The sequence below is a fragment of the Chamaesiphon sp. OTE_20_metabat_361 genome, from assembly GCF_031364565.1.
Window position 1 is genome coordinate 1 of the sequence record NZ_JANLWO010000247.1, and the last position, 23,002, is coordinate 23,002.

21 protein-coding genes are annotated in these 23,002 nt (G+C 48.8%); 11 read left to right on the top strand and 10 right to left on the bottom strand.

Annotated elements, in window-relative coordinates; genetic code table 11:
- Window positions 1–19 precede the first annotated feature (19 nt).
- The 3 genes from RMO35_RS07205 to RMO35_RS07215 all read left to right on the top strand — a co-directional run bounded on the left by RMO35_RS07205 (window position 20) and on the right by RMO35_RS07215 (window position 1,546).
- Entirely contained in the window at window positions 20–808 is a 789-nt protein-coding gene (locus RMO35_RS07205; protein ID WP_396135623.1) for an ABC transporter ATP-binding protein, read from the top strand.
- Window positions 809–971: 163 nt separating this feature from the next.
- A complete protein-coding gene (locus RMO35_RS07210) occupies window positions 972–1,208 on the top strand; it encodes a hypothetical protein (protein ID WP_309739678.1) in 237 nt (78 codons plus the stop codon).
- Window positions 1,208–1,546 (top strand): type II toxin-antitoxin system PemK/MazF family toxin, encoded by a 339-nt coding sequence (locus RMO35_RS07215; RefSeq protein ID WP_309739679.1) that lies wholly within the window; start codon window positions 1,208–1,210, stop codon window positions 1,544–1,546. Before RMO35_RS07210 ends, RMO35_RS07215 begins: the two co-directional genes overlap by 1 nt.
- A 247-nt stretch (window positions 1,547–1,793) precedes the next feature.
- On the opposite strand, the gene speA is transcribed toward RMO35_RS07215, so the two are convergent.
- From speA to RMO35_RS07230, 3 genes are all read right to left on the bottom strand, one after another.
- On the bottom strand, window positions 1,794–3,809 hold the full coding sequence (speA, locus tag RMO35_RS07220) for a biosynthetic arginine decarboxylase (RefSeq protein ID WP_396135030.1): 2,016 nt from the start codon (window positions 3,807–3,809) through the stop codon (window positions 1,794–1,796).
- Window positions 3,810–4,017: 208 nt separating this feature from the next.
- Window positions 4,018–4,857, bottom strand: a complete 840-nt coding sequence (locus RMO35_RS07225) for a peptidoglycan-binding protein (protein WP_309739684.1) — start codon at window positions 4,855–4,857, stop codon at window positions 4,018–4,020.
- 449 nt (window positions 4,858–5,306) lie between these two features.
- On the bottom strand, window positions 5,307–7,097 hold the full coding sequence (locus RMO35_RS07230; RefSeq protein WP_309739687.1) for a hypothetical protein: 1,791 nt from the start codon (window positions 7,095–7,097) through the stop codon (window positions 5,307–5,309).
- A 245-nt stretch (window positions 7,098–7,342) separates the two neighbouring features.
- Here RMO35_RS07230 and recR point away from each other — a divergent pair, with 245 nt between their 5' ends.
- Window positions 7,343–7,942 (top strand): recombination mediator RecR, encoded by a 600-nt coding sequence (recR, locus tag RMO35_RS07235; protein ID WP_309739722.1) that lies wholly within the window; start codon window positions 7,343–7,345, stop codon window positions 7,940–7,942.
- A 154-nt stretch (window positions 7,943–8,096) separates the two neighbouring features.
- On the opposite strand, the gene RMO35_RS25205 is transcribed toward recR, so the two are convergent.
- Window positions 8,097–8,837, bottom strand: a complete 741-nt coding sequence (locus RMO35_RS25205; protein WP_396135624.1) for a response regulator — start codon at window positions 8,835–8,837, stop codon at window positions 8,097–8,099.
- Between the two features lie 338 nt (window positions 8,838–9,175).
- Here RMO35_RS25205 and lipA point away from each other — a divergent pair, with 338 nt between their 5' ends.
- The gene (gene lipA / locus RMO35_RS07245) at window positions 9,176–10,078 is read left to right on the top strand and encodes a lipoyl synthase (protein ID WP_309739689.1); all 903 of its coding nucleotides are present in this window, start codon (window positions 9,176–9,178) and stop codon (window positions 10,076–10,078) included.
- A 235-nt stretch (window positions 10,079–10,313) separates the two neighbouring features.
- Here lipA and RMO35_RS07250 read toward each other — a convergent pair whose 3' ends face one another.
- The 3 genes from RMO35_RS07250 to RMO35_RS07260 form a co-directional block, all read right to left on the bottom strand.
- Window positions 10,314–11,243: a hypothetical protein gene (locus tag RMO35_RS07250; protein WP_309739692.1), complete on the bottom strand. Its 930-nt coding sequence runs from the start codon at window positions 11,241–11,243 to the stop codon at window positions 10,314–10,316.
- A gap of 461 nt (window positions 11,244–11,704) precedes the next feature.
- Complete coding sequence (gene ftsH, locus RMO35_RS07255) at window positions 11,705–13,549, bottom strand: ATP-dependent zinc metalloprotease FtsH (protein WP_309739696.1); 1,845 nt, start codon at window positions 13,547–13,549, stop codon at window positions 11,705–11,707.
- Window positions 13,550–13,770: 221 nt separating this feature from the next.
- Window positions 13,771–14,370, bottom strand: coding sequence for a carbonic anhydrase (locus tag RMO35_RS07260; RefSeq protein WP_396135625.1), 600 nt, complete (start codon window positions 14,368–14,370; stop codon window positions 13,771–13,773).
- A 127-nt stretch (window positions 14,371–14,497) separates the two neighbouring features.
- Between RMO35_RS07260 and RMO35_RS07265 the strand changes: the two genes are divergently transcribed.
- The 5 genes from RMO35_RS07265 (at window position 14,498) to surE (ending at window position 20,041) form a co-directional block, all read left to right on the top strand.
- Window positions 14,498–14,728 carry a hypothetical protein gene (locus tag RMO35_RS07265; RefSeq protein ID WP_309739701.1) on the top strand — a complete coding sequence of 77 codons (231 nt, stop codon included), beginning with the start codon at window positions 14,498–14,500 and terminating at the stop codon, window positions 14,726–14,728.
- Window positions 14,729–15,154: 426 nt separating this feature from the next.
- Window positions 15,155–15,706 (top strand): DUF3038 domain-containing protein, encoded by a 552-nt coding sequence (locus RMO35_RS07270; RefSeq protein WP_309739704.1) that lies wholly within the window; start codon window positions 15,155–15,157, stop codon window positions 15,704–15,706.
- A gap of 60 nt (window positions 15,707–15,766) precedes the next feature.
- Entirely contained in the window at window positions 15,767–17,872 is a 2,106-nt protein-coding gene (locus RMO35_RS07275) for a DUF4335 domain-containing protein (protein ID WP_309739707.1), read from the top strand.
- Between the two features lie 256 nt (window positions 17,873–18,128).
- Window positions 18,129–19,022, top strand: coding sequence for a tetratricopeptide repeat protein (locus RMO35_RS07280; protein WP_309739709.1), 894 nt, complete (start codon window positions 18,129–18,131; stop codon window positions 19,020–19,022).
- Between the two features lie 182 nt (window positions 19,023–19,204).
- On the top strand, window positions 19,205–20,041 hold the full coding sequence (gene surE / locus RMO35_RS07285; protein ID WP_309739711.1) for a 5'/3'-nucleotidase SurE: 837 nt from the start codon (window positions 19,205–19,207) through the stop codon (window positions 20,039–20,041).
- Between the two features lie 7 nt (window positions 20,042–20,048).
- Here the strand turns inward: surE and RMO35_RS07290 are convergent, their stop codons facing one another.
- The 3 genes from RMO35_RS07290 to metK all read right to left on the bottom strand — a co-directional run bounded on the left by RMO35_RS07290 (window position 20,049) and on the right by metK (window position 22,178).
- Window positions 20,049–20,468, bottom strand: a complete 420-nt coding sequence (locus tag RMO35_RS07290) for a putative toxin-antitoxin system toxin component, PIN family (RefSeq protein WP_309739712.1) — start codon at window positions 20,466–20,468, stop codon at window positions 20,049–20,051.
- A complete protein-coding gene (locus RMO35_RS07295) occupies window positions 20,465–20,701 on the bottom strand; it encodes an AbrB/MazE/SpoVT family DNA-binding domain-containing protein (RefSeq protein WP_309739713.1) in 237 nt (78 codons plus the stop codon). The genes RMO35_RS07290 and RMO35_RS07295 overlap by 4 nt, the downstream gene beginning before the upstream one ends.
- Window positions 20,702–20,918: 217 nt before the next feature.
- A complete protein-coding gene (gene metK / locus RMO35_RS07300) occupies window positions 20,919–22,178 on the bottom strand; it encodes a methionine adenosyltransferase (protein WP_309739717.1) in 1,260 nt (419 codons plus the stop codon).
- Window positions 22,179–22,338: 160 nt separating this feature from the next.
- Here metK and RMO35_RS07305 point away from each other — a divergent pair.
- On the top strand, window positions 22,339–23,002 hold a 664-nt coding region (locus RMO35_RS07305), incomplete at its 3' end, for a pyridoxine 5'-phosphate synthase (RefSeq protein ID WP_309739719.1).

Consider the following 23,002-nt stretch of genomic DNA (forward strand, 5'->3'; position numbering starts at 1 on the left):
TTGATAAATACATTTTTATATGTCTAACAACTATATCCCGATGTCTACTCAACCATTACTCGCCGCCAAAGGACTATGTAAAACTTTTGGTGGTATCAAAGCGGTACAAACAGCCGGAATCGAAGTCGCTACTGGAAGTATTACGGGTTTGATCGGCCCAAATGGTGCGGGGAAAACTACCTTTTTTAATCTGCTATCCAATTTTATTAAAGCCGACTCCGGTCAAATCGAACTCAACGGTCAAAAAATCCACGATTTACAATCCCATCAAATCGCAAGATTGGGGATGGTGAGAACTTTTCAAGTTGCTAAAGCGCTCTCGCGAATGTCAGTATTGGAAAATATGTTACTAGGAGCAAAAGATCCAGCAGGCGAGAAAATCTGGCAAGTATTATTTCAGCCAAACTTAGTCAAAGCTCAACAAACAGAGGCAAAAGAAAAGGCGATGTCGATCCTCGATTCCGTGGGATTGACTGCTAAGGCAAATGATTATGCCGGAGGACTTTCGGGCGGACAGCGCAAGCTGCTAGAAATCGGTCGCGCTTTGATGGCAGATCCGAAATTAATCTTATTAGATGAACCCGCTGCGGGTGTCAATCCGCGATTAATTGAAGATATTTGCGGTCACATTCTCGAGTGGCGCAAAGCTGGTTTAACATTCCTAATTATCGAGCATAATATGGATGTGATTATGACATTGTGCGATCGCGTATGGGTACTCGCTGAAGGGACTAATCTCGTCGATGGTACGCCCAATAAAGTTCAGAACGATCCCCGAGTAATTGAAGCTTATTTAGGGATTGATTAGATGCAATCCATGTTTGTGTTTGTTGGGCTTACGCAACAAACACAAACATGGATCGCCATCAGCCGATACAACATCATTGTGAGAGACAATCCTAGTCTCCGGGATTGCAATCTTGGTATGACCAGGGTATAACTAGATTATAATGATGCTAGGTAATCCAATTATGAAAACGGCTATTTCTTTGCCAGACTCAGTTTTTGCCGAAGCTGAAGCCCTCGCGCAACAGTTAGGACTTTCCCGCAGTGAACTTTACTCAACGGCGTTACAAGCTTATCTATCAAAATACAATCGTCAACAGATATTGAGCAAATTAAACAATATCTACAGCGAAGAATCTTCCGATCTCGATCCGACGATCTCCACTATGCAATTTATGTCTTTACCGCGTGAGGAATGGTAATGTACCGAGGCGAAATTTGGTGGGCAAATCTACCAGAACCAGTAGGCTCGGAGCCTGGATACAATCGCCCTGTTTTAGTGATTCAAGATGACACGTTTACTCAAAGCAACATCAATACCGTTATTGTGGTGATTATCACATCCAATCTTAATTTGGCAGCAGCTCCAGGTAATGTGTTGTTGCCAAGAGCTGCATCGGGATTACCAAAAGATTCTGTTGCAAATGTATCTCAGATTCTCACGTTAGACAAAAAATTCTTGGTAGAGAGAATTGGTTCGCTGCCAGATGAATTGCAATTAGAGGTAGACGATGGTGTCAGAACTATTCTGCATTTGTAGTTTCTTTATCGTTGGCGTAGCCGCGCCGAGAGGTAATCTCTAGTTCCGATTATTTGCTAAAACACTCACGTAACTTTTGTTGTGTGTCCCTGCAACTAATTTAAGTTGCTGTAGGCACAGCCTCATCTTAGGGACGATCGCCTATAGATTGAGAGATCTTAAAATAGGTTCTATAAACATACTAAAAGCCGATCGATCTTCATCCTCTCGGACAAAGATCGATCGGCTTTTAGCTTAGACTTCCAGGCTATGGAGCGAGGTAGGTGTACTGCGAGAGACTGTGTTCGTAGTTTTGCAATAGGCGTTGAGCTTCCGAAATCTCGATCCGATTTTCGAGCAGCGCTTGTTCGGCTTTTTGCCGAATACTCTCAATCAGATCTTCGACATCATATTGGACGTAGCCGACAACTTCTTTCATCGTGTCACCCTTGACAACGTGTTCGATCTTGTAGCCTTTGGGGGTGAGTTTGATGTGGACGGCATTGGTGTCGCCAAAGAGATTGTGCAGATTGCCCATGATCTCTTGATAGGCACCGCCGAGGAATAGCCCTAAATAATAGGGTTTATTCGCTTCTAAGGGATGCAGTTCGAGGACGTGTTTGACATCCTTGAGATCGATGAACTGGTCGATTTTGCCATCGCTGTCGCAGGTGAGATCGGCGAGGATACCGCGACGCACGGGTTCTTCCGCCAACCGATGAATCGGCATGATCGGGAAGAGTTGATCGATCGCCCAACTATCGGGTGCGGATTGGAATACCGACAGATTGATATAGTAGATCGACGCCATGATTTGTTCGAGTTCTTCCAAATCTTCGGGCATATATTCCTCGCGTTTGGCGATATCGAGGATTTTTTTACAACAAGCCCAATACAGTTGTTCGGCACGCGATCGCTCTGTCAGGGTGAGATAACCAAATTTAAAGCGGCTGAGGGCTTCGTCTTTAAACTGGTTGGCATCATAGAACGCTTCGCGGAAGTTTTCGGGGTTGATACTCTCGTAGGTTTCCCACAGATTGCGGACGATCTGATGTTCGGTAGTAGTACTTACGGGTGGTAAGTCAGTCCGGACTTCACAGGTACTCAGAACGTCAAAAATTAGTACGGATTGGTGCGACGCGATCGCGCGTCCGCTTTCACTAATTAAGGTGGGGACGGGAATATTTTTCTCACCACATGTCTCGCGGACTTCGGCAACGATATCGTTGGCGTAGTTTTGGAGGTCATAGTTTTTGGAGGCGTGGAAGTTGGTTTGGGAGCCGTCGTAGTCGATCCCCAAACCGCCGCCGACGTCGAGATATTTCATATTCGCGCCCAGTTGGACGAGTTCGACGTAGATTTTGCTAGCTTCGCCGATCGCATCTTTGATTACCGAGATCGAGGAGATTTGCGAGCCGATGTGGAAGTGCAGCAGTTGCAGTGAGTCGAGCATATCGACGGCTCTAAGCTTATCCACCACCATGATGATTTCGGGGACTGTCAGCCCAAATTTGGCACGATCGCCGCTAGAAACGCCCCAGCGACCGATGCCTTTGGCGTTGAGCTTGGCGCGGACGCCGAGATTTGGCTTGATGCCGAGCGATTGGGCGACAGCGATCGCCATGTCCACTTCTTCGATTTGTTCGAGGACGATAATCGGCATTTGACCCAATTTCTGCGCGAGCATCGCCATTTCGATGTATTCGCGGTCTTTATAGCCGTTGCAAATTAGTAACGAACCAGGATTGTCGAGCATGGCGATCGCGATCGTCAGCTCGGGCTTGGAACCTGCTTCAAGACCAAACTGGTAGGGCTTGCCAAACTTGACGAGATCTTCGATCAGGTGCTTTTGTTGATTGCACTTGACGGGGAACACCCCTTTATAAATGCCAGCGTAGTTATAACGCGCGATCGCCTTAGCAAAGCAGGAATTTAGCCGCTCGATCCGGTGTTCTAAGATGTCTGAAAACCGAATCAGCATCGGCAGTGCCAAATTGCGTTGCTGGAGCGATGTGACTAGCTCATAGAGGTCTAGAGAGCCACCGCGATCGCCTTGAGGAGCTACAGTGACGTGTCCTGCGGCATTAATTGAGAAGTAAGGTTCGCCCCAGCCCTGAATCCGATAGAGATTCTCACTATCTTCGATCGTCCAAGGTGCCTTTGGCTGTTCAGCTTGTTGCGGCTGTTTTTTACCCACTGGTGCTTTATCCTGACGATCTACGGTATTTTTCAAGAGTTGATTCAATTCCGCAGCTACGTTTGCATCTGGTAGCTCTAATTCCATATTTTTTTCTGCCACTGCCTATCCCATTTTTCCTATCGGATAAATTCCCGTCTGCAATTTTAACGCATTATTCGAGGGTCGCTCGATCGTTTTAATGCACTTATCTATGTATAAGATACCCATCGCTCGCACGAAACTAGCTCGATCGGATATTTACTCACATTATAGATATTTCTGGCGATCGCGATGTTCCCTCAAATGGATGATTTCACAGCTTAATTCCCAATGCTTTCAGGGTCATCGGGCCGACCGAACCATCGGCACTCAAGCCTTTTTGGAGCTGAAACTTAGCGACTGTCGCTTGGGTATCGCGATCGAACACACCAGTAACGGGGGTCGGGAATCCGGCATTGGTAAGGCTCTGTTGAATCCGGTTGACGATCGATCCGCTATCGCCCAGCCGAAAGACGGTAGTAGTGCCAAAACCCGCGATCGGACAGCGATCCATTCTCGCGGCGGTTTGGTCGCCGAAGCTACCATCGACGGTCATTCGATCGCTGGGATTGTATTTATTCCAGAGGGTCTGAAAAGCTTTCACGCCCAAGTTGCCAACGTCATCGCGACCGCTATTTTCAAAGAAATGTACGGGATCGTTACCACCCAACCACTGCCATCCATGCGCCAGTAGATAGGGTTTCCAGGCATTATAATTGCTGACATCGATCGCGCGACCATCTTCATGATTGCTATTGCCCGGTTTAGCGGCTTGGGGAATTAATTTGGGATCGCGACGGAAGACGCGATAGAGGACGTGTTGCTGAGCGACGGTGCGATAAGCCGAGTTGATTGTCATTTTGAGATTGGGTTGCTTGCTGGTACCTTCCCGCAACGCCGCTCGCAAGCTTTCTCTGGGTTCGGCTTGGAGATAGAGATTTAGGTGCGCTTCGTTGGTACTGCTAATCCCCCGGAGACTTTCAAAGTTAATCAAGATCCCGGTTTGTAATGTGTTCATTTGGGCGATAATCTGCCGACTCAAACCGCTAACGCGTCCGGTATCGACGGTGCGGGATTGAATCATGGTCTCGATCGCCTCTTTTACTGTTGTCATGGGAATAGGTATTAGGTTTTAGGCTTTAGGAGAAAGGGGAAAGGGGAAAGGGGAAAGATCTGTAGGTTGGGTTGAAGAATGAAACCCAACACACCTACACAGGGTTTTTCAACCTTTAGACGACATTTTCAGTCCCCCCGTCTCCCCGTCTCCATTGGCGTAGCCGCCTGGAAGGGACTGTTCCCAACTCAAATAAATAATTTAAATTCGTCCCGATAAGGGTAGGGAGAGCATGGATATAGGAGTGGTAGATGCACCCTGATTATTCGTCCCTGACTTGCCGATTGGTAAGTTGGGGCTTTTTCTGGGAATTAATTAATTATTTAAATTCATCCCGATAAGGTGGGGGAAAGGGTGGATATAGGAGTGGTAGATGCACCCTGATTATTTGTCCCTGACTTGCCGATTGGTAAGTTGGGGCTTTTTGTATCATCACGATCGATTGTGACTCACGGGGGAGCGGTTAGCGCGTTAGCTTGGGGGCGAAACTGATAGATCCGCAGTCGATCGTTTTCATAGTAGATGCGGCTATCGGGATGATAGCGGCGGTAGGTTTCACACAATTGTAGTGTAGCGGCGGCTAACTTAGTCCGACCGCTGGGAGAGCGATAATTTCGATAGGTCGGATCGACCAGCACTGAGTAAGGAACGGGATATTCCGGCTTATCGAGAATAAAGGGTTGCTTTTCGGTAATGACCAGAAGTGTGGTTTGATGGGGGAAATTAAAGCTGGGACTAGCAACGCGCTCTTGATATTTAGCGGTAAATTGGGCGATATCTTCATACCAGCCACGACCGTATACCTGCGCCAATTGCTCGACGGGGGCGACTAGCGTCCACTGATGATGGGGAAATAAATGACCGATCTCTACCGCTTTCCGGGCGGTGGCGTCATATTCGAGATAGTCGATCGCGGGTACTGGTGGTAGCGAAAAGTTCAGAGTAACGGCAATAAAAATCGTCAAACAAACTGGTGCCGACCAACTTGCCAATAGTAACCGCCCCGCCGTCGCGATCGCGCTAAATAATAGCCCCACTAGTAAGCTCAAGCCGATCGGGAGTACGGTTAAGACACTCCCGAACGTTGGGAAATAACCGCCAGGAATCGCCGCGAAGACCCCTAAAACCACCCAAGCCACGCTAACGGTAAAGAAGGCCATTTGGCGGCCAAAGATGCTGCCAAAGCCCGCAAACAGCAGCAAAATTAATAGGTCGGGTGCGATGATGCCGACCAATAGCACGCAGCAGAGAGTATTGATGAGTGCTTCCGTCCGCCGACTGGCTCTGGCAATTTGCGTGCTACAGCCGATCGCTAAGATCGCAAATAGTGCCCCAAGTTCGACCTCACCGACCGCCCACGTGCGAATTAGACCGCGATCGAGTGTATCCCGCAGGACGCTCAAACACTGTTGCACGCTCGGGGGCAACCGCGTCGAAATTGGCAGTTGCCAGGTAAATAGGTAAGATCCCAAGCTGTAGGTCGCAGCCAAAGTTGCCGCACCATTTTTAGTCAGGGAGCCGCAGGTATAGCCGATACTCAAGACGATCGTCGTACCGACGATCGCCCCTAGCAGATGGACGACTTGAATCGGGTGAACGCCACTGAGGGCGGAGATAAAAGCGGCGAGACTGGCAAAAATTGGCAACCGATCGCTAGTGGGCAAGTCCCGCGCTAAAATCTGTTGCGTGAGCAGAAGCTGACCGTAGGTATCGGGATGACTGTAGCGAAATTCGGTCAGCGGATGCTCGAATCGCAGCCAGACTGTCGAACTAATTATCGCGATCGTGACGATCGCGGTGAGGATGACTAGTGGTAGGCTCCAGCCCTGCCGACGAGCGGTTGCAGTTGCTGGTTTCCCCTTGGGGACTAATTGCTTGGAGCGAGCGTCGAGTCGCGCTTGCATCGCGTGCCACGGTAATAAACACCATCGCCGCAGTTGGGGCGCAGAAATGCCCCGATCGAAAATATCGATCGTCGCGATCGCAATTTGTTGTCCGAGCTGAGCGAATTGCGGTTGCGCTCGCCACTGATGGCTGGCGATCCAACCGATGCCCAGCCCGATCGCATAGACCAATACGGCTGTGAGCCAGGTAAATAACCCCAACTTCGTCCAGATGATACTCCCAATGGCGATCGTCATTACCGTCCGCACAAACGCCCCCACCAGCCGACTAGCTAGCGAAGGTAATGATGTCTGTGCAAAAGCCAGCAGCGGCAACACGCCAAATAACATCGTCACTACGACAACTACCCAGCTACAGGCAAGTACATCGATGAATAGTGGATAGTTGATAGTGGATAGTGAATAGTGGATAGTGAATGGTGGATGGTAGATGGTGAATGTCTATTGCTTGGGTGGGAAGGGGGTAGACGGCAACTTTTACAGTGGCAACAGAGTAGACATCACACCGCAAAATTTAGTGCGAGGCGATCGCGCTTTGACATACAATATTACTCCATAGATTAGATCGTTAGGAGCTAAGAATTACGGCTTATACGCGTCCCCTTGCCAATCTAATCGAGCAATTACAGCGATTGCCGGGAGTAGGCCCTAAATCTGCTCAGCGGTTGGCATTACACATTCTCAAACGGTCTTCAGCCGAAGTCGAACAACTCGCCCAAGCTTTAATCGAGGCCAAACAGCAAGTCGGCTTGTGTCAGGTGTGTTTTCACCTCTCTGCCGAGCCAGTTTGTGATATCTGTCGCAATCCCCAACGCGATCCGCAAACGATCTGTGTTGTTGCGGATTCACGCGATGTCATTGCCCTCGAAAGAACGCGAGAATTTAGTGGCAAATATCATGTCTTAGGTGGCGTGATTTCACCGATGGATGGCATCGGCCCCGAGCAGTTAAATATCTCTTCATTATTGCAGCGGATCGACAAGCAAGATGTCCACGAAGTGATCGTTGCCGTCAGTCCGACGGTCGAAGGTGAAACGACGACTTTATATCTGGGACGACTGATCGCCCCGCTCACCAAAGTCACTCGGATCGCCTTTGGGCTACCCATGGGTGGCGATCTCGAATATGCAGACGAAATAACTCTCGCCCGCGCTCTAGAAGGCAGACGAGAGATAAGTTAAATTAATTGAGAATTGAGAATTGATAATTGATAATTAGGCATTGCTGGATCTGGGTATGATTCCTTAATTTGAGATCGCTATAACCCTTGGGGGGCAACTCATGAATTACCCCTCCCAAGGGTTTTATCCCTCGATTTAGCAACGCCGATAATTACTAGGTTAATCTCTTTTTGATTAATACGATTAATTGACCTAATTGTTTTTTCAAGGTGTCTACTTCGGTTTCTAGTTTGATGACTTTTTCGATCGAGTCTTGACGATCGACATCATTATCTTGTTGTAGCGTTCCCAATCTAGCAGTTAGTTCGTGAATCTGGGTCTGATGAGATTGCTCTGCGGCGGCGAGTCGATCCTGGAGCTGTTCGATCCTCGTCGTCGCGTTAGTTTCGATCGCGGTAATCCGCTCCAATGCTCGACCTAGATCTGCTTGCAACTGCGCTACTTCATCGTTACTCGCCTGACGATCTTCGCTCGTTATCGCCACCGTTCCGGGTAACTCTGCCATCCGGGGACGTGCTTTGCGGGCTTTAGTCATCGCAACTCGAATTGCTTCGGACAGGACGACGCGATCGAATGGTTTTTCGATAAACTCAAAATACTCAAACGGCTCGGAAATCTTGCTCGTGACCTCTTCTTTTTTCCCCGACATCAAGACCAAAGGAATTTTCTGATATTCTGGATGCGCCTGAATCTGTTGAAAGACATCCCACCCGCTCATTTTTGGCAGGATAAAATCTAACATAATCAATGCTGGATGCTCTTTCTGGACGAACTCGATCCCTTCGAGACCATCTTTGGCTTCAATTACTTCAAAATCGCCCTCGGGAAGCATATCGCGAACTGTCTTCCGAATGACGCGACTATCATCGATTACTAAGATTTTGCTAGTTGCCACACTTGACTCCTTGTTGTCTGCTAATGAACTTAGGTGTTATCGATTGTCGTTACTCCTATCCCTTAATTCAAACGGTTCGACCCTGTTTTTGTGTAACCTGAGCGAATTTTTGGAAAATGCCGATCTTAAATGCTTAGACAGTTCTCTCATATAGGGGAGAATTGCTAAAATTCAAGGGTAACATCGATCGATTCATCCTCGATAATTTAATCTCAGGCGCTCGGATCGCGAGTGCTAGTGCCGAGCTAGTCGCAACCAAGCTAAACCAGTCCTCGCAAATAGCCAAGGCAAACACCTCATACCCTGACTTTTGATTTTTAAACCCTAACTTCTAAAGTATGCCCTCATCTTCCTCAGATTTAGCACGTTGGCGTGCTGAAATTCGATCTTTACCAAGTTGGTTGCGGCGATCGATCGGCACCGCCAGCGAACTCTCGACCGTCCAACAAGTTGTCAAACAGCGTCAAATCCATACCATCTGCGAAGAAGGTCGCTGTCCCAATCGCGGCGAGTGTTACTCGCAAAAAACTGCCAGTTTTCTCTTGATGGGGCCGATTTGCACTCGCAGTTGTGGTTTTTGTCAAGTGGATAAAGGACACGCACCGATGCCGCTCGACCCCCTCGAAGCTCAGAAGGTCGCCGAAGCCGTCGCAATACTCGGACTCAATTACGTGGTGCTGACTGCTGTCGCGCGGGACGATCTCGACGATGGCGGCGCGAGCGTATTTGCCCTGACGATCGCGGCAATTCGGGCGATCGATCCTCGAACGCAAGTTGAAGTCCTCACGCCAGATTTTTGGAGCGGTCGGGATGCCCATCAGCAACAACAGGAACGGATCGCCACTGTAGTCGCCGCCAAACCTGCCTGTTACAACCATAATGTCGAAACAGTCGCCAGACTCCAAGATCGAGTGCGCCGGGGGGCAAAATACCGCCGCTCGTTGGATGTTCTCGCCCATGTCAAAGCTCTCGACCCAACTATCCCTACCAAATCGGGATTGATGCTCGGACATGGCGAAACTGAAGCGGAAATTATTGCCACCTTACAAGATCTCCGCGCGATCGATTGCGACAGGCTCACATTAGGACAATATATGCGACCGTCACTAGAACACTTACCAGTCGTCAAATACTGGACTCCCGCCGAATTCGATCGCTTGGGCGCGATCGCCACTGAGTTAGGATTTAGCCATGTCCGATCGGCACCCCTAGTCAGAAGTTCTTATCATGCTGGTGAGTAAATTGAGGGATTGACTTTTTTGATTGCGTAGGGTGTGTTTCTGCGCCAGCAAAACGCACCGCCCAGAGGATCGGTGCGTTACCCTGACGGGATAACACACCCTACTTTGACTTTTTGCTCTCATCTCCCATCTCCCATCTGTCTTGAAAAGGTGCTCTACTTGGGGAAACCCCTGTTCCCGCACTTTTCGCTCCCATCTCTCCCCGAAATAGTAACTAGATTTACGCCGTAGACTACTAATTATTGACTTTCTTGCCACCATTATAAATATCGCGCGGCTCGACACCAATTTCGTGGAGATACTTGTAGATGATTTGCAATCTTTGCTCAGCAACAATTGCCCGACTTTCGAGATGGTTGAACTTATCGCTAAGTTCGCCATTTAATCTGAGTTGAGCTTGAAGTTTTTGCTCCAATTTTTTAATAATCGTCCAAGATTGGTCGGGTTGAATATCTTGTTGCTTCTGCTGAATTTTAGCAACTAAATCGATGTCTGTCTGCGGTGGTACTTCAGCGATCGGGTGAGGATCGCTGGCGGCAATTTCCGGCTGAATATGACCAGTCAATTCTGAAGCCTGCTCCTGCATTACCTGCGCCAACCACAGTACCTTATCATCGCGTTTGAGGACGAGTTGACCAGCAATAGTTTTGACCGTAAAAGTGCCAGCACTGACGACAATATGCTGAACCGGATACCAGTTATTCTTAAAGCTAACCAAGATATTCATATTAAACCGCTGTTTATCTTGAAATCTTTCTGTCGGCCACCATTTTTTCCACAAAATTGACGGTTCGGTATGCCAGATCCGATAACCAGCGGGCGTTACATAATGTTTGTATTCAATGAAGCCTGCCCTACTCGCATCACCAAACATCACAAAATCTCGATCGATCAGCAATCGATCGATTAGTTCTAAAAATGGCGAACCGTGTTTGACAATGACAGTGCGGGGGGTATTGTGTAAATACATAATCGCGATTATCGTTCCGATAGGCTTTGCCAACGGATCGCCATTTCGAGCGAGTAACTGAGACAATCCACCATTTACTTCCAAGCGGAGATTATCGCTAGCTAAGAGTTGCTTACTACCTTGGATGAACTTTTCGATCAGTTGGCGATCGTCTAGCTCGAAAATATTAGATTTTGGAGATTTCTCGCTAATCATCTGTGTTTATTTAGGGTGTAGGAATAAATGGTGGTAGACGGGTCAGTTAAAACCCTGTTAGTTAACATAATTTGTCACAGTAGGCTCACTCGACAGCCTCAGAAGATCGATCTGCAAGCGAGAGCTTTGCGATCGTGTGGGCATTGTTGATGATGAAGTTATCGCGATCGCGATGATTATTCTTTGACCCAATCATAACTGCGCGATCGAGCAGTTGATATCCGACAAAAGTAGGAGATTATCGATTATCGATCGCGATCTTTGATGCAGCTTGGAGTAGTTACATTACTCCTACTACACTCTAAAATACCCAGTTTCAGCCCTGATTCGTTATTTAGTTAGGGAATAGGGGATAAGAGATAGGGGATAGGGGATAGGCGTACCGCCTGGGGGTCGAGATATTTCATGAAAAAACCACCTTACTCGTATCATGAGTAAGGTGGTTTGAAGAGGGTTACGCTCTAGCTAGCTAGAACTGCTTTAGGCTGAGCTGCTTCTTTGCGACCAGTTTCGCGATCGATGATTTTGCGAAACTCATCGCCGTCGATGGTTTCTTTGTCCAATAACAGATCGGTGAGAATATCGACCAGTTCGCGGTTATTGCTGAGTATTTCTACCGCTGTGCGATGTCCGGCTTCGATCAGCTCGCGAATTTCCCGATCGATTTTAGTTGCTACTTCTTCGGAATAATCACCGTCGGCGTCGAGGGAAAATTGACCCAGACTGGACATCCCATAGCGGACGATCATATTTCGCGCTGTCCGCGTGACTGCTTCGATATCTGCGCTGGCTCCAGATGTCACCTCATCGCGACCAAAAATCACTTCTTCGGCGGCGCGTCCGCCCATCGTCACGGCAATATCTGCTAAAAATTCCGCCCGTGAGATCAGCCCCTGTTCTTCGTTGGGTAAGTACCACGCCGAGCCTTTCGAGCGACCGCGCGGGAGAATTGTTACCTTCTGAAGCTGATTGTAATTCAACATTGCGCCGACTAAGGCATGACCGATTTCATGGTAAGCGATCAGTCGCCGACTCTTTCCGTCCGAGAGCGAACGACCTTCCATCCCCGCCACGACCCGATCGATCGCGTCATTGATTTCGGTGAGCGTGATGGCGTCTTTATGCCGACGGGCGGTGAAAATTGCCGCTTCATTGAGCAAGTTGGCTAAGTCCGCACCTGTAAATCCGATCGTCCGCCGCGCGATCGATTCGAGTGAGAGTTCGGGGTCGATTTTCTTGTCGCGAATATGCACCTGTAAAATTGCCAAGCGTCCCTTATAGTCAGGCGGATCGACCTGTACTTGCCGATCGAACCGACCGGGACGTAATAGGGCTGCATCGAGGACATCGGGACGGTTGGTAGCGGCGATGATAATCACACCGTTATTGCCCTCAAATCCGTCCATCTCGGTCAGTAACTGATTGAGGGTCTGTTCGCGCTCGTCGTTACCGCCACCGATGCCTACGCCTCGCTGACGACCCACTGCATCGATTTCATCGATGAAGATCAGGCAGGGAGCATTTTCTTTAGCTTTTTTAAATAAGTCGCGGACGCGGGAGGCACCCACACCGACAAACATTTCCACGAATTCCGAACCAGAAATACTAAAAAATGGTACGCCAGCTTCCCCGGCGATCGCTTTGGCCATCAGCGTTTTGCCCGTTCCGGGCGAGCCAACTAGTAAGACACCTTTGGGGATTTTGGCACCGACGGAGGTAAACCGCTCGGGTTCTTGTAAAAAAGTGACGATTTCTTGGAGTTCTTCTTTGGCTTCTTCAATCCCCGCGACATCATCGAACATCACGCCCGTTTTAGCTTGTAATTGAAAGCGAGCGCGAGATTTACCAAAACTCATGGCTTGTCCGCCCGCGCTGCCCGAGCGGCGGAGGATTGCCGATAAAGCGGTAATTACCAACACTAACAAAATGACGTTACCCAGTAGTCCCAAAATGGCATTCTTATCTGCCGACTTCTGAAAGCCATACTCGATGTTCTTAGCACCGAGCCTGTTGTACAATTCCGCATTATCGTCTAGCAAAGTTGCTTCTTTCACCCGGATTTTGCCCGGTGCAGTGGGATCGGCGATCGTCACTTTAGCGATTTTTGTGGCTGGGTCGATTTCTAGTTTGGATACGACGCCTTTATTGACCTCTTTGAATAGTTCTCCATAGGAGAGCGTGTTGGGATCGTTTTTGGCCAGCACTGGATTACCCCAGACAATTCCTAACGCGATTGGCAAGCCAGCCGCTAACCGCCAGAATGACTTAGAAAATCGCTTCGACTTGACCCGCGAACTGTTTTCCATATATTTTTTTGTGTCCTTATACCTGCACCGGAGGCTGAGTGTCTGGATTTTGTAACTAGCTAAACGAGTGACTTGCCATTGAGATTGGGATATCTTCTACTGTAGCTTCAATTTTATTATTGCCATATTTACACGTAAAATTAACATTTACACTACGTCAACGATAACAAGGGGTCTAAATCCCCAATTATTAATTAATAATTATTAATTAATAATTAAATTCAGCCGATCTTCGGCTGTACCGTTGGGACTTTAGCCAATGGTGAGATTTGCTTGACATCGGTATTGAGGTTGACAAAGTACAGTTCGATATTGAGATCTGGGTACCGTTCGCGGATCGCCCAGTAAGCACGACTGAGATATTCGGTATGGGTGGTGAGTTCCAATTCGGGATTGTCAGTCAAGCTCGGATCGATCTTGTATTTGTAAACGGCACAATCTTGGTGATCGAGAATCAACACTTTTTTGATTTGATGGAGTCGGTAGGAGATATCCAACTGATCCCAGAATGCTTCAGCATCATACTGATGGGGCATTCCACTCAGCGCCAGCGAAGCCCCAGCTAGTGCCGTAAAGTCATACAGTCCACCCAAATTTTGCAGTGACAGAAAGTAACGTTCTGCCTCCAAAATCCGATAGTCGATACAACTTAGCACTAAGGCTTTGGGGACTTTTTTTTCAGCTCTAGCAGCCGCAGGCGCGATCGTACTAGCTGTAGTCAGCACTCCGGCACCAATCAGATGGCGCAAGAATTGACGGCGATTGCTCATTGTAGTTGACACTACGCAATCGGGCTGAAGACACTGACAACTATCGGGCATGTTAATTTGCTCTATTTTAGAAAAAGTCACCTCGATTGTCCACTAGTCGTTTGCTCGGGTTGACAACCGATCCAACAAAGTCGATCGGACTAGCTGCTGGAGCAATATCAATCTACGATAAGCGGATTTGACCGATCGATTCCCGCCGCGCGATCGACAGGTTCGCTATTGTGAGTACTGTCACAATTTAGTTAGTGGTGGACACTTCTATAGATCCATTCTACCAAAAGCTAGCCTGCTGATGCAGATTCAACCGGGCGGCGATCGCTACCCGAGGATACTAGATCGAAATATCATCGGCGTTGCTGGATCGAAGTATGAAATTGCTAGTGTTGGGGTTGGGAGTTTCCCCAAGTAGAGCACCTTTTCAAGACAGTTGGGAGTTGGGAGGAGAGAGGAATCAGTTTGTACAGAAAAGTCCAAAGTCATACCCTAATCCAGCAATGCCATAGTATCCACCCATCGGGCAGCAAAAATATCCTCAATACCAGTAACGCCTCTTACCCATTACCCATTACCCATTACCCATTACCCACTCCCTACTCCCCACTCCCCACTACTTCATTTCTTCGCCGTAAGCCACTATGGTACAATTACTAGTGCCGCACCTGAAGTTCGATCGAGACTTATAGCCGATCGCCAAAAGATTCCGAAACATTCTTCATCTTAAATGCTTCAGTGTAAGCATCGGGCACTGGCGAAATTCGCTCGCGATCGATTTAGCTGGCGATCGTCCACCTGATGTTCGAGCGACGCCTTCAATCCTATGTTTTGTTGCTAAACGATGCCTGCATCAACCCCCAAGTTGGATGATTTATTTCTGACATCAAAGCTCGACTCATCACAACTGGAGCGGATTACCGCAGAGCTAGATGTCCTAGTTATCGCTATTGCTGCGCTGACACCGCTCGATCGAGTCCGAATGCAGCAAGTCGCCCACGATCTGCAACTAGAATTGCTAGCCTCAGAGTGGATAAATGCCTGGTCTGTGGAGCAACAGCGGGTAAGTTTACAACTGAATATCCAGCAAGTTCGCGCTGTAGTACTGATGGTAAATGAGCTAGCGCGAACGCACCAAGATCCCATCCGGCGCAATCTCGCTCATTGGCAACAGACGATCCACGACGATCGATTACCGCTTCAGTCCCCAGCATTAGCCAACTATCTCGACAACTTTATTACAATATATCAAGCTCGGGCTAACAGTGGAGACGCTTATGAATCTTTTGAGTTACTCTCTGTCACAGCTTTAAACTTATTGGTCGGATTGCTATTTTATAGTAGTTCTAACGGACATCAACGACTATGGGCGGCATTATTAAAACGATCTCACTGAATACCGAAAGCTAGTTCAAATTAAACTAAATTAAACTCAACTATTTTCTCCCGCATCGCTATGGAATCAAACCATTTGACTACTCGCACTTATACCGCGCCGACTTGCACTCTGATTGTTTCTAGCAAAGAAGCTCAACGCTTGCGGTCGGGGTCGCTCGCCACTCCCGTTGATTTTACGCTGGAACTAAATCGCTCGGAACTTGGAGATCCCGACCGACTGACTTTACAGGGACAACCGCAGCAACTCGATACGCTACATCAGGTCATCACCAGCTATATCGCCGCTCTAGTCGCCCAATTTCCCCTCCCGATTGCCGAGCGGCACAATTTAGCAGTCGATGGCGCACCAGAACACCCAACGCCGAGTAGTCAATTAGATCCCCGTGTCGATAATAGCTCGCCGCGATCGGGCATTATTAAAAATTTACCAGGATTGCGCGGGAGTGGATCGCCATCTCCGACACCAGCCAATCCTAATTCAGCCAACCTGGAGGATGATAAGCCGACTATTTCCAACTTACTAGGGCGGCGGGGTCAATCCGGTCGTCTCGATCCGCGTGTTGACAATCGTCGCGTCCCCACCGAACCAAACGCTAATATTCAAGACCGTGGGACGCACTCACCCACTACTCCATATCTCACCACATCTCACGATCGCTCTTTGGAGCATTACTTATATTTGGGCGATCTAGCTACACCTACATCTACCGAAAAGCTGAGTGTTTCTGCCATTCAACTGTTCGATCTAGCTGCTGTCTTAGATGAATATGCCGCCGAGCATGTGACGACACCCGCGCAACCCAATGTGTTTAGTCGGGGGGCACACGATCGCCACCCAGAAATCGGTAGTATGGATTCAGCGCGATCGCGGCTGCCAAATTTGCCGAGAATCCCGCCCCAAATGACGGAAGTAGGTCAAGCTTATTATCGCGCTCCGCGATCGCGTTCGGCTTCATTCATGTCCGGAATCCCTTGGGCGATCGCCGCCGCAATTGCTGTCGGGGCACCACTATTACTACTAGATCCCAACCCAAATTTTCTCAAGGATGCTACTAGTAATTTAAAAACGCCCACTCCAACAGGCACCAAAAAAACTACCATTGCGACGACCGCACCAGTAGCCACATCGACACCACCAGTGAACGGTACTATCCCGACACCTTGGCAACAGCAGCCAATCGATCCGCCAGTAACCGCGACACCGCCAGGTGCCACTACCGCAACGCCGGGGAAATTGGGAACTGCCCCACTATCAGAATCACTACTGGGAGCGACACAAGTGCCAATGACCCCCGGTACTGCCAGCGCTAACCCCACAATCGCACCCAATCCCCTCGCGACCGATAGCATTCTGGCTGTCAACCCGCCTGGTACCACCACTACTCCCACACCCACCAGCAGCACCAAGCCTACTTCAGTCAAGAAAACACCTGCCCCTACTCAAACTGCTAAAATCGGTCAACTCCCGATCGAGCCGAGCGCTCCAAGTAAAGTTTCCCTCTCGACGCAACCGATGCTTACCCCCCCAGCGGGACAGCCGATCGTCTCAAGTCCACCAGCTACGCCAATCCCATTCGATCGATCGGGACTAGATGAGTCCGGGCGGATCGATCCGGCAACTCGTGTAAACCCCAAGAAAACCGCTCGAACAGCCAAACCCAAACCCACAATCAAACCCCAGCCTACAACCATGCCAATTGACGCTGGTGTGACTACCCCACCTAGCTTTGAGCCGATCGTGCCCGTCCCCACCAATCCCAATCTCATCGACCCCAATCAAAATAGCGCCGCGCCCGATCCGCAAGCTCCCCCGATCGTCCCCAACCAACCGCTACAACCCAGTGCGGCAAATTTTGGTACCGATCCAGTAAATATTCCCTCCCTGCAAGAAAGCAAACGCTTTTTTCAAGGTAAATGGCGAGCTAGTACTACTCAGACTAACTCACTGCAATACGTGATCCAAGTCAGCGGTAAAAGCGGTACCGTTCAGAGTGTGACGCCTCAAGGCACACCAGCGACTATTTACCTTCAGCAAACCAAATTTATCAAACCCGGACAAAAGTTACTCTCTCCAGCCGCAGCCGGGAATAGCGACCAGAAAATTCGGGTACTCCTGCAACCAGATGGGAATGTGGAGACTTTCATCGAGCCAGAAGGTAACTAGCAACGTTCGATAATTAATAATTAATAGTTAATAATTATTAATTACCTCTTTTCTGTCCTTTGTAGCGTCTGCCGATCCACCAAGGACAGAGAATTGAATGAGTTAGATAATCTTGTTTGATTTTCCAGCGTTGCGGGTCTTCCGCAGCGCCATCAATGGGGAGAATCGTTGGCTCTATGGTTCGATTTACTCCGGGAGGTTTTTACCCAATTTTCTGATAAAATCGGTACCAATCGTTTAATATTGAGAGGAGTTTGTGTTAAATCGTCATCGCTGGGTCATCAATCTAGTGGCCGCACTTTCGGTGCTAGCTCTCACTGGATTTTCGCTGTTTCCGCTGTTTAATTTGGTATTCGATGGCGGTGCCGCAGTCGCCACAGAATCAAAGAGCCTATCAACCGCACAAGCGAACCAAATTCAAGCACAGGCACAAGGTTATACTCAAGTATTACAAAAAGAGCCAGACAATCAGGTTGCCCTCAAAGGCTTGCTCGATGCTAAATTGCAATTGGGCGATATCCCCGGTAGCCTAGTACCACTCGAAAAAATTGCCGCACTCAATCCGCAGATTCCAGACTATACGGTACTTTTAGCTCAAACCAAACAGTATTTGGGCGATCGGGAGGGTGCGACAACTAGTTATCGGACTGTCTTGGCTATTGAACCGCAAAATATTAACGCGCTGCAAGGACTAGTCGGCTTACTCATCGATGCCAAACGCCCCGAAGCCGCGCTCGGTGCCGTTCGATCCGCGTTGAAAACAGTGACACCAACTACCGATGCCACACCGCTCAACTTATTACTGGCGCAAATTTATCTCACCCAACAGCGGAATGCTGATGCACTAGCGATTTATGATACAGCGATCGAGGCTAATAAAGCAGATTTTCGCCCCGTCCTAGCCAAAGCTCTAGTCTTCAAACAGATGGGCAATCTGACTGAAGCACAGTCGCTCATGAATGCAGCGGTAAATCTGGCTCCCTCAGAATACAAGGATCGAATCAATCAAATCGCTCAATCCACCCAACCGCCGCAAATAACTCCCCCCAATCTGGGTGCGCCAGCGCCAGTAACACCAAGCACGCCAGCACCTGCCACCCCCAAAGCTGCACCACCCGCTGCTCCTAGCACCACTCCAGCCAAACCTTAATTAAGCCGATTCGCGCCGTCATCCCCGCCAAAACCGCCCAATCTAGATCGGTTGGGCGATTTTGGCTGGCAACTCTAAATCGGTTGCCACTGACTGAGTACGAAGATCGATCGAGACTAACTTACCAATATGTGACTATGATGTGCTAAAAAGACACTAACAGCCACCTCGCACAGATCCTAATGAAATTACTAATTAGCAACGATGATGGGATCTTCGCGCTCGGTATCAAGACATTGGCGGATACACTCGCACTTGCCGGACATGAAGTAATTGTAGTCTGTCCCGATCGCGAGCGATCGGCAACTGGTCACGGTCTGACCCTACACGATCCGATTCGGGCAGAAGTAGTGACGGGGATTTTTCATCATACCGTCAAGGCGTGGTCTTGTTCGGGGACGCCAGCGGATTGTGTCAAACTAGCACTTGGAGCATTGCTCGACAGTTTCCCCGATTTTGTCCTCTCAGGCATCAATCATGGTGCCAACCTCGGTACGGACGTTTTGTACTCTGGCACGGTGTCTGCGGCGATGGAAGGCACGATCGAGGGGATTCCTAGTATTGCCTTTAGTCTCACTAGTTTTAGTTGCAAGGAGTTTCAACCCGCAGCGGATTTTGCCAAAGATTTAATCGCTCATCTAGCACAGCAGCCATTAGCAGAAGCAACGCTATTAAATGTCAATATTCCGCCCGTTCCAGCAGCTCAAATAGCTGGCGTTAAGATTACCCGACAAGGGATCAGACGCTATTTTGATACGTTCCAAAAGCGGGTAGATCCGCGCGGCAAGACTTATTATTGGTTGTCTGGTGAAGTAGTGCAAGATTTGGATCAGCCGGAACATCTCCATCTCCCGCCAGACATTGAAACAGATGTGCAAGCGATTAAACGTAACTTTATTACGATCGTGCCGCTCCAGTTTAATATGACCTCTACTACTGGTGTCTTTGGTCTTAAAGATAGCGGCGTTGAGGGCTTGAAAATAGAATTCTCTGGTGAAGATGTCTCTGATAAAAAATAGATTTGGTCTAGAACATTCCCAGAAAATGCTCGGCGGTGACGATCTGGCAATTGAAAATATCGGCTAGAACTAATAGATCTCCGTCTCCCGTGACTAAATAGTCGGCTGCTCCGACAGTCGCTAGATACAGAAACGGCTCATCATCGGAATCGCGGCACGGTGGAATTTGCGGCAGCTCAATCGGCATTTGTACCGTCTCACAAAAGGGGAGATAATCTGCTAGTAAATCCTCTCGTTCGGTTGGAGTCAGCTTAAATTTAGGGTAAGCCAGCACCCGGATTAGCTCGGTCACAGTAGGCTTAGATACTAGGGGTTGAAACCGATTTTCTTGCCACAACTGGCGCAATATAGCTACCCTCCCGCCACTAAAAATAAGGGCAGACACCAGAATATTGGTATCGATGACTGCTCGTATTAGTTGCGTCACTGTACTTGGCTGCGAGGTTCCCGCGCCCAAGCTACAGCATCAATTACATCTTGTTCGCTTAGATCTAAAGCGGCTAGTTTAGCTCGGACGGCATCACTCTGCTGAATCTTGACTGGGGTAAGCACGATCTGCCCGTTTTCCACCTTAATATCGAAGTATTCGGTCGGCGCAATCTTGTTGGTGACACTTTTAGGCAGGGTAAGTTGATTTTTAGCGGTTAGCTTGGCAAGCACCTTTAATTTCCTCTGATACTAAAGTAAGATGTCCTTACTTTAGTATAGTCTCTCATTCGTAAAGTAGTATCGGCGATCGAGAATTCCGGTAGCTAATATCTTCGGTAAAATAGACGCTCGATCGAACGTTATCATAGCAGCATGAGGACAGACCAGTGCCAGATCGAGGGGCGGAAACATGAGCAACCCCCTCGCTCGTAGCAAGTAGATTTAGATACTAACCAGCCGTGGTCGTGAGAAACTTAGCCGCTGCCGCTTTGAGCGTAGCCGCCTTGTCGGTTTGCTCCCAAGGTAGATCGAGATCGGCGCGTCCAAAATGGCCGTAGGCGGCGACATCTTGATAAAAACGACCATTGCGTTCGGCAGGTAAATTCCGCAGGTTAAAGGTAGCGAGAATCCCCTCTGGACGCAATTCAAAGTGTTCTTCGATCAGTTCAAAAAGTTGGTCATCGCTGATGATGCCAGTGCCGAAAGTTTCGACTAAAATACTTACTGGAGCAGCAACCCCGATCGCATAGCTGAGTTGTACCTCACATTTAGTAGCCAAGCCAGCAGCGACGATATTTTTGGCAACGTGGCGGCAGGCATAAGCCGCAGATCGATCGACTTTGGTGGGATCTTTGCCGGAGAAAGCACCGCCACCATGACGGGAGTAGCCGCCGTAGGTATCGACAATGATTTTGCGTCCGGTTAAACCAGCGTCCCCTTGAGGGCCACCGATTACAAATTTACCCGTTGGGTTCACTAGAAAGTGAGTCTTGTCATCGGGTTTGATCTCTAAATCCGCGAACACGGGGAGGACTACATACTTCCAGAGATCGGCTTTGATTTTGGCTTGAACGCCTAAGTCGTCGGTGATGTCGCCAATTGCCGCATCATGTTGAGTAGAAATCAAGATGGTATCGATCCCGAAAGGGATACCATTTTTGTATTCGACGGTGATTTGCGTTTTACCATCGGGACGCAGATAGGGGAGATCGCCAGTCTTCCTGACGGCTGCCAAGCGACGGGCTACTCTGTGTGACAGACTAATCGGTAGGGGCATTAATTCGGGTGTTTCGTTACAAGCATACCCAAACATAATTCCTTGATCGCCAGCACCAGTTTGGTCAAAAATTTCGTTGCTATCGCCGCGATTTTCTTTGGCGGTATTTACCCCTTGGGCGATATCTGGCGATTGTTGATCCAGGGCAATTAGCACTGAGGCACTGGTTGCCGAAAAGCCATTATCGGCATCTGTGTAGCCAATTTCGGCAATTTTGTTGCGGGCTAGGTCGATATAATTAACTGTTGCTTTGGTGGTAATTTCACCAGTGATCAATACTAGCCCCGTGTTGACTACCACCTCAGCGGCAACCCGGCTATAGGGATCTTGAGCGAGTAATGCGTCCAAAATTGTATCAGAGATCTGATCGCAGATTTTGTCAGGATGACCTTCCGTTACGGATTCCGAAGTAAAAAGATATCTACGAGACAAGGAACAGTCCTCCTTCTGGTACTGGCTAATGTTAGCCTATATATTTACACAATACTCACAAATTAAGCCAGAATTTCACCATTCTGCAATTTGATGTGCTAGCAAAAGAGACTAGCTGTTATTAAATCTATCCTAAAATTGTACGCAGGAGAATTGAAAGTTGTTGACACTTGGGGTAAATATCGACCATGTTGCCACGATTCGGCAGGCACGACGCACGGTGGAACCCGATCCGATCGCGGCTGCGGTATTGGCTGAATTAGCTGGCGCGGAAGGGATTACGGCACATTTACGTGAAGATCGGCGGCACATGCAGGATCGGGATATTCGGCTGTTGCGCCAAACCGTGCGGACGCGATTGAATCTGGAGATGGCAGCGACACCAGAGATGGTACAAATCGCGTTGGAGGTAAAACCCGATTACGTGACACTGGTACCGGAGAAACGGGAAGAAGTGACGACGGAAGGGGGTTTGGATATTGCCGGACAACTCGATCGCATGAAATCGGTGGTCGATAAGTTACAATCAGCGGGGATTCCGGTGAGTCTATTTATCGACCCAGAACCCGCCCAAATTGACGCCTCAGCCCAGATAAAAGCCAAATTTATCGAACTGCATACGGGACGATATGCGGAGGCTAGAGAGCCAATTCAGGTGGAGCAGGAGCTGGCAAATTTAGCCCAAGGCTGCGAACTGGCGATCGCGGCTGGTTTGCGGGTGAATGCCGGACACGGACTGACGTATTGGAATGTCCGCCCGATCGCGCTGCTACCCGGCATGGAAGAATTAAATATCGGTCATAGTATCATCAGTCGATCGGTCC

Bases quoted from the DNA above. Each gene is read 5' to 3' on its own strand.
- RMO35_RS07205 (WP_396135623.1), top strand. From the start codon at position 20: ATGTCTAACAACTATATCCCGATGTCTACTCAACCATTACTCGCCGCC.
- RMO35_RS07210 (WP_309739678.1), top strand. From the start codon at position 972: ATGAAAACGGCTATTTCTTTGCCAGACTCAGTTTTTGCCGAAGCTGAA.
- RMO35_RS07215 (WP_309739679.1), top strand. From the start codon at position 1,208: ATGTACCGAGGCGAAATTTGGTGGGCAAATCTACCAGAACCAGTAGGC.
- speA (WP_396135030.1), bottom strand. From the start codon at position 3,809: ATGGAATTAGAGCTACCAGATGCAAACGTAGCTGCGGAATTGAATCAA.
- RMO35_RS07225 (WP_309739684.1), bottom strand. From the start codon at position 4,857: ATGACAACAGTAAAAGAGGCGATCGAGACCATGATTCAATCCCGCACC.
- lipA (WP_309739689.1), top strand. From the start codon at position 9,176: ATGCCCTCATCTTCCTCAGATTTAGCACGTTGGCGTGCTGAAATTCGA.
- RMO35_RS07250 (WP_309739692.1), bottom strand. From the start codon at position 11,243: ATGATTAGCGAGAAATCTCCAAAATCTAATATTTTCGAGCTAGACGAT.
- ftsH (WP_309739696.1), bottom strand. From the start codon at position 13,549: ATGGAAAACAGTTCGCGGGTCAAGTCGAAGCGATTTTCTAAGTCATTC.
- RMO35_RS07260 (WP_396135625.1), bottom strand. From the start codon at position 14,370: ATGCCCGATAGTTGTCAGTGTCTTCAGCCCGATTGCGTAGTGTCAACT.
- RMO35_RS07270 (WP_309739704.1), top strand. From the start codon at position 15,155: ATGCCTGCATCAACCCCCAAGTTGGATGATTTATTTCTGACATCAAAG.
- RMO35_RS07275 (WP_309739707.1), top strand. From the start codon at position 15,767: ATGGAATCAAACCATTTGACTACTCGCACTTATACCGCGCCGACTTGC.
- surE (WP_309739711.1), top strand. From the start codon at position 19,205: ATGAAATTACTAATTAGCAACGATGATGGGATCTTCGCGCTCGGTATC.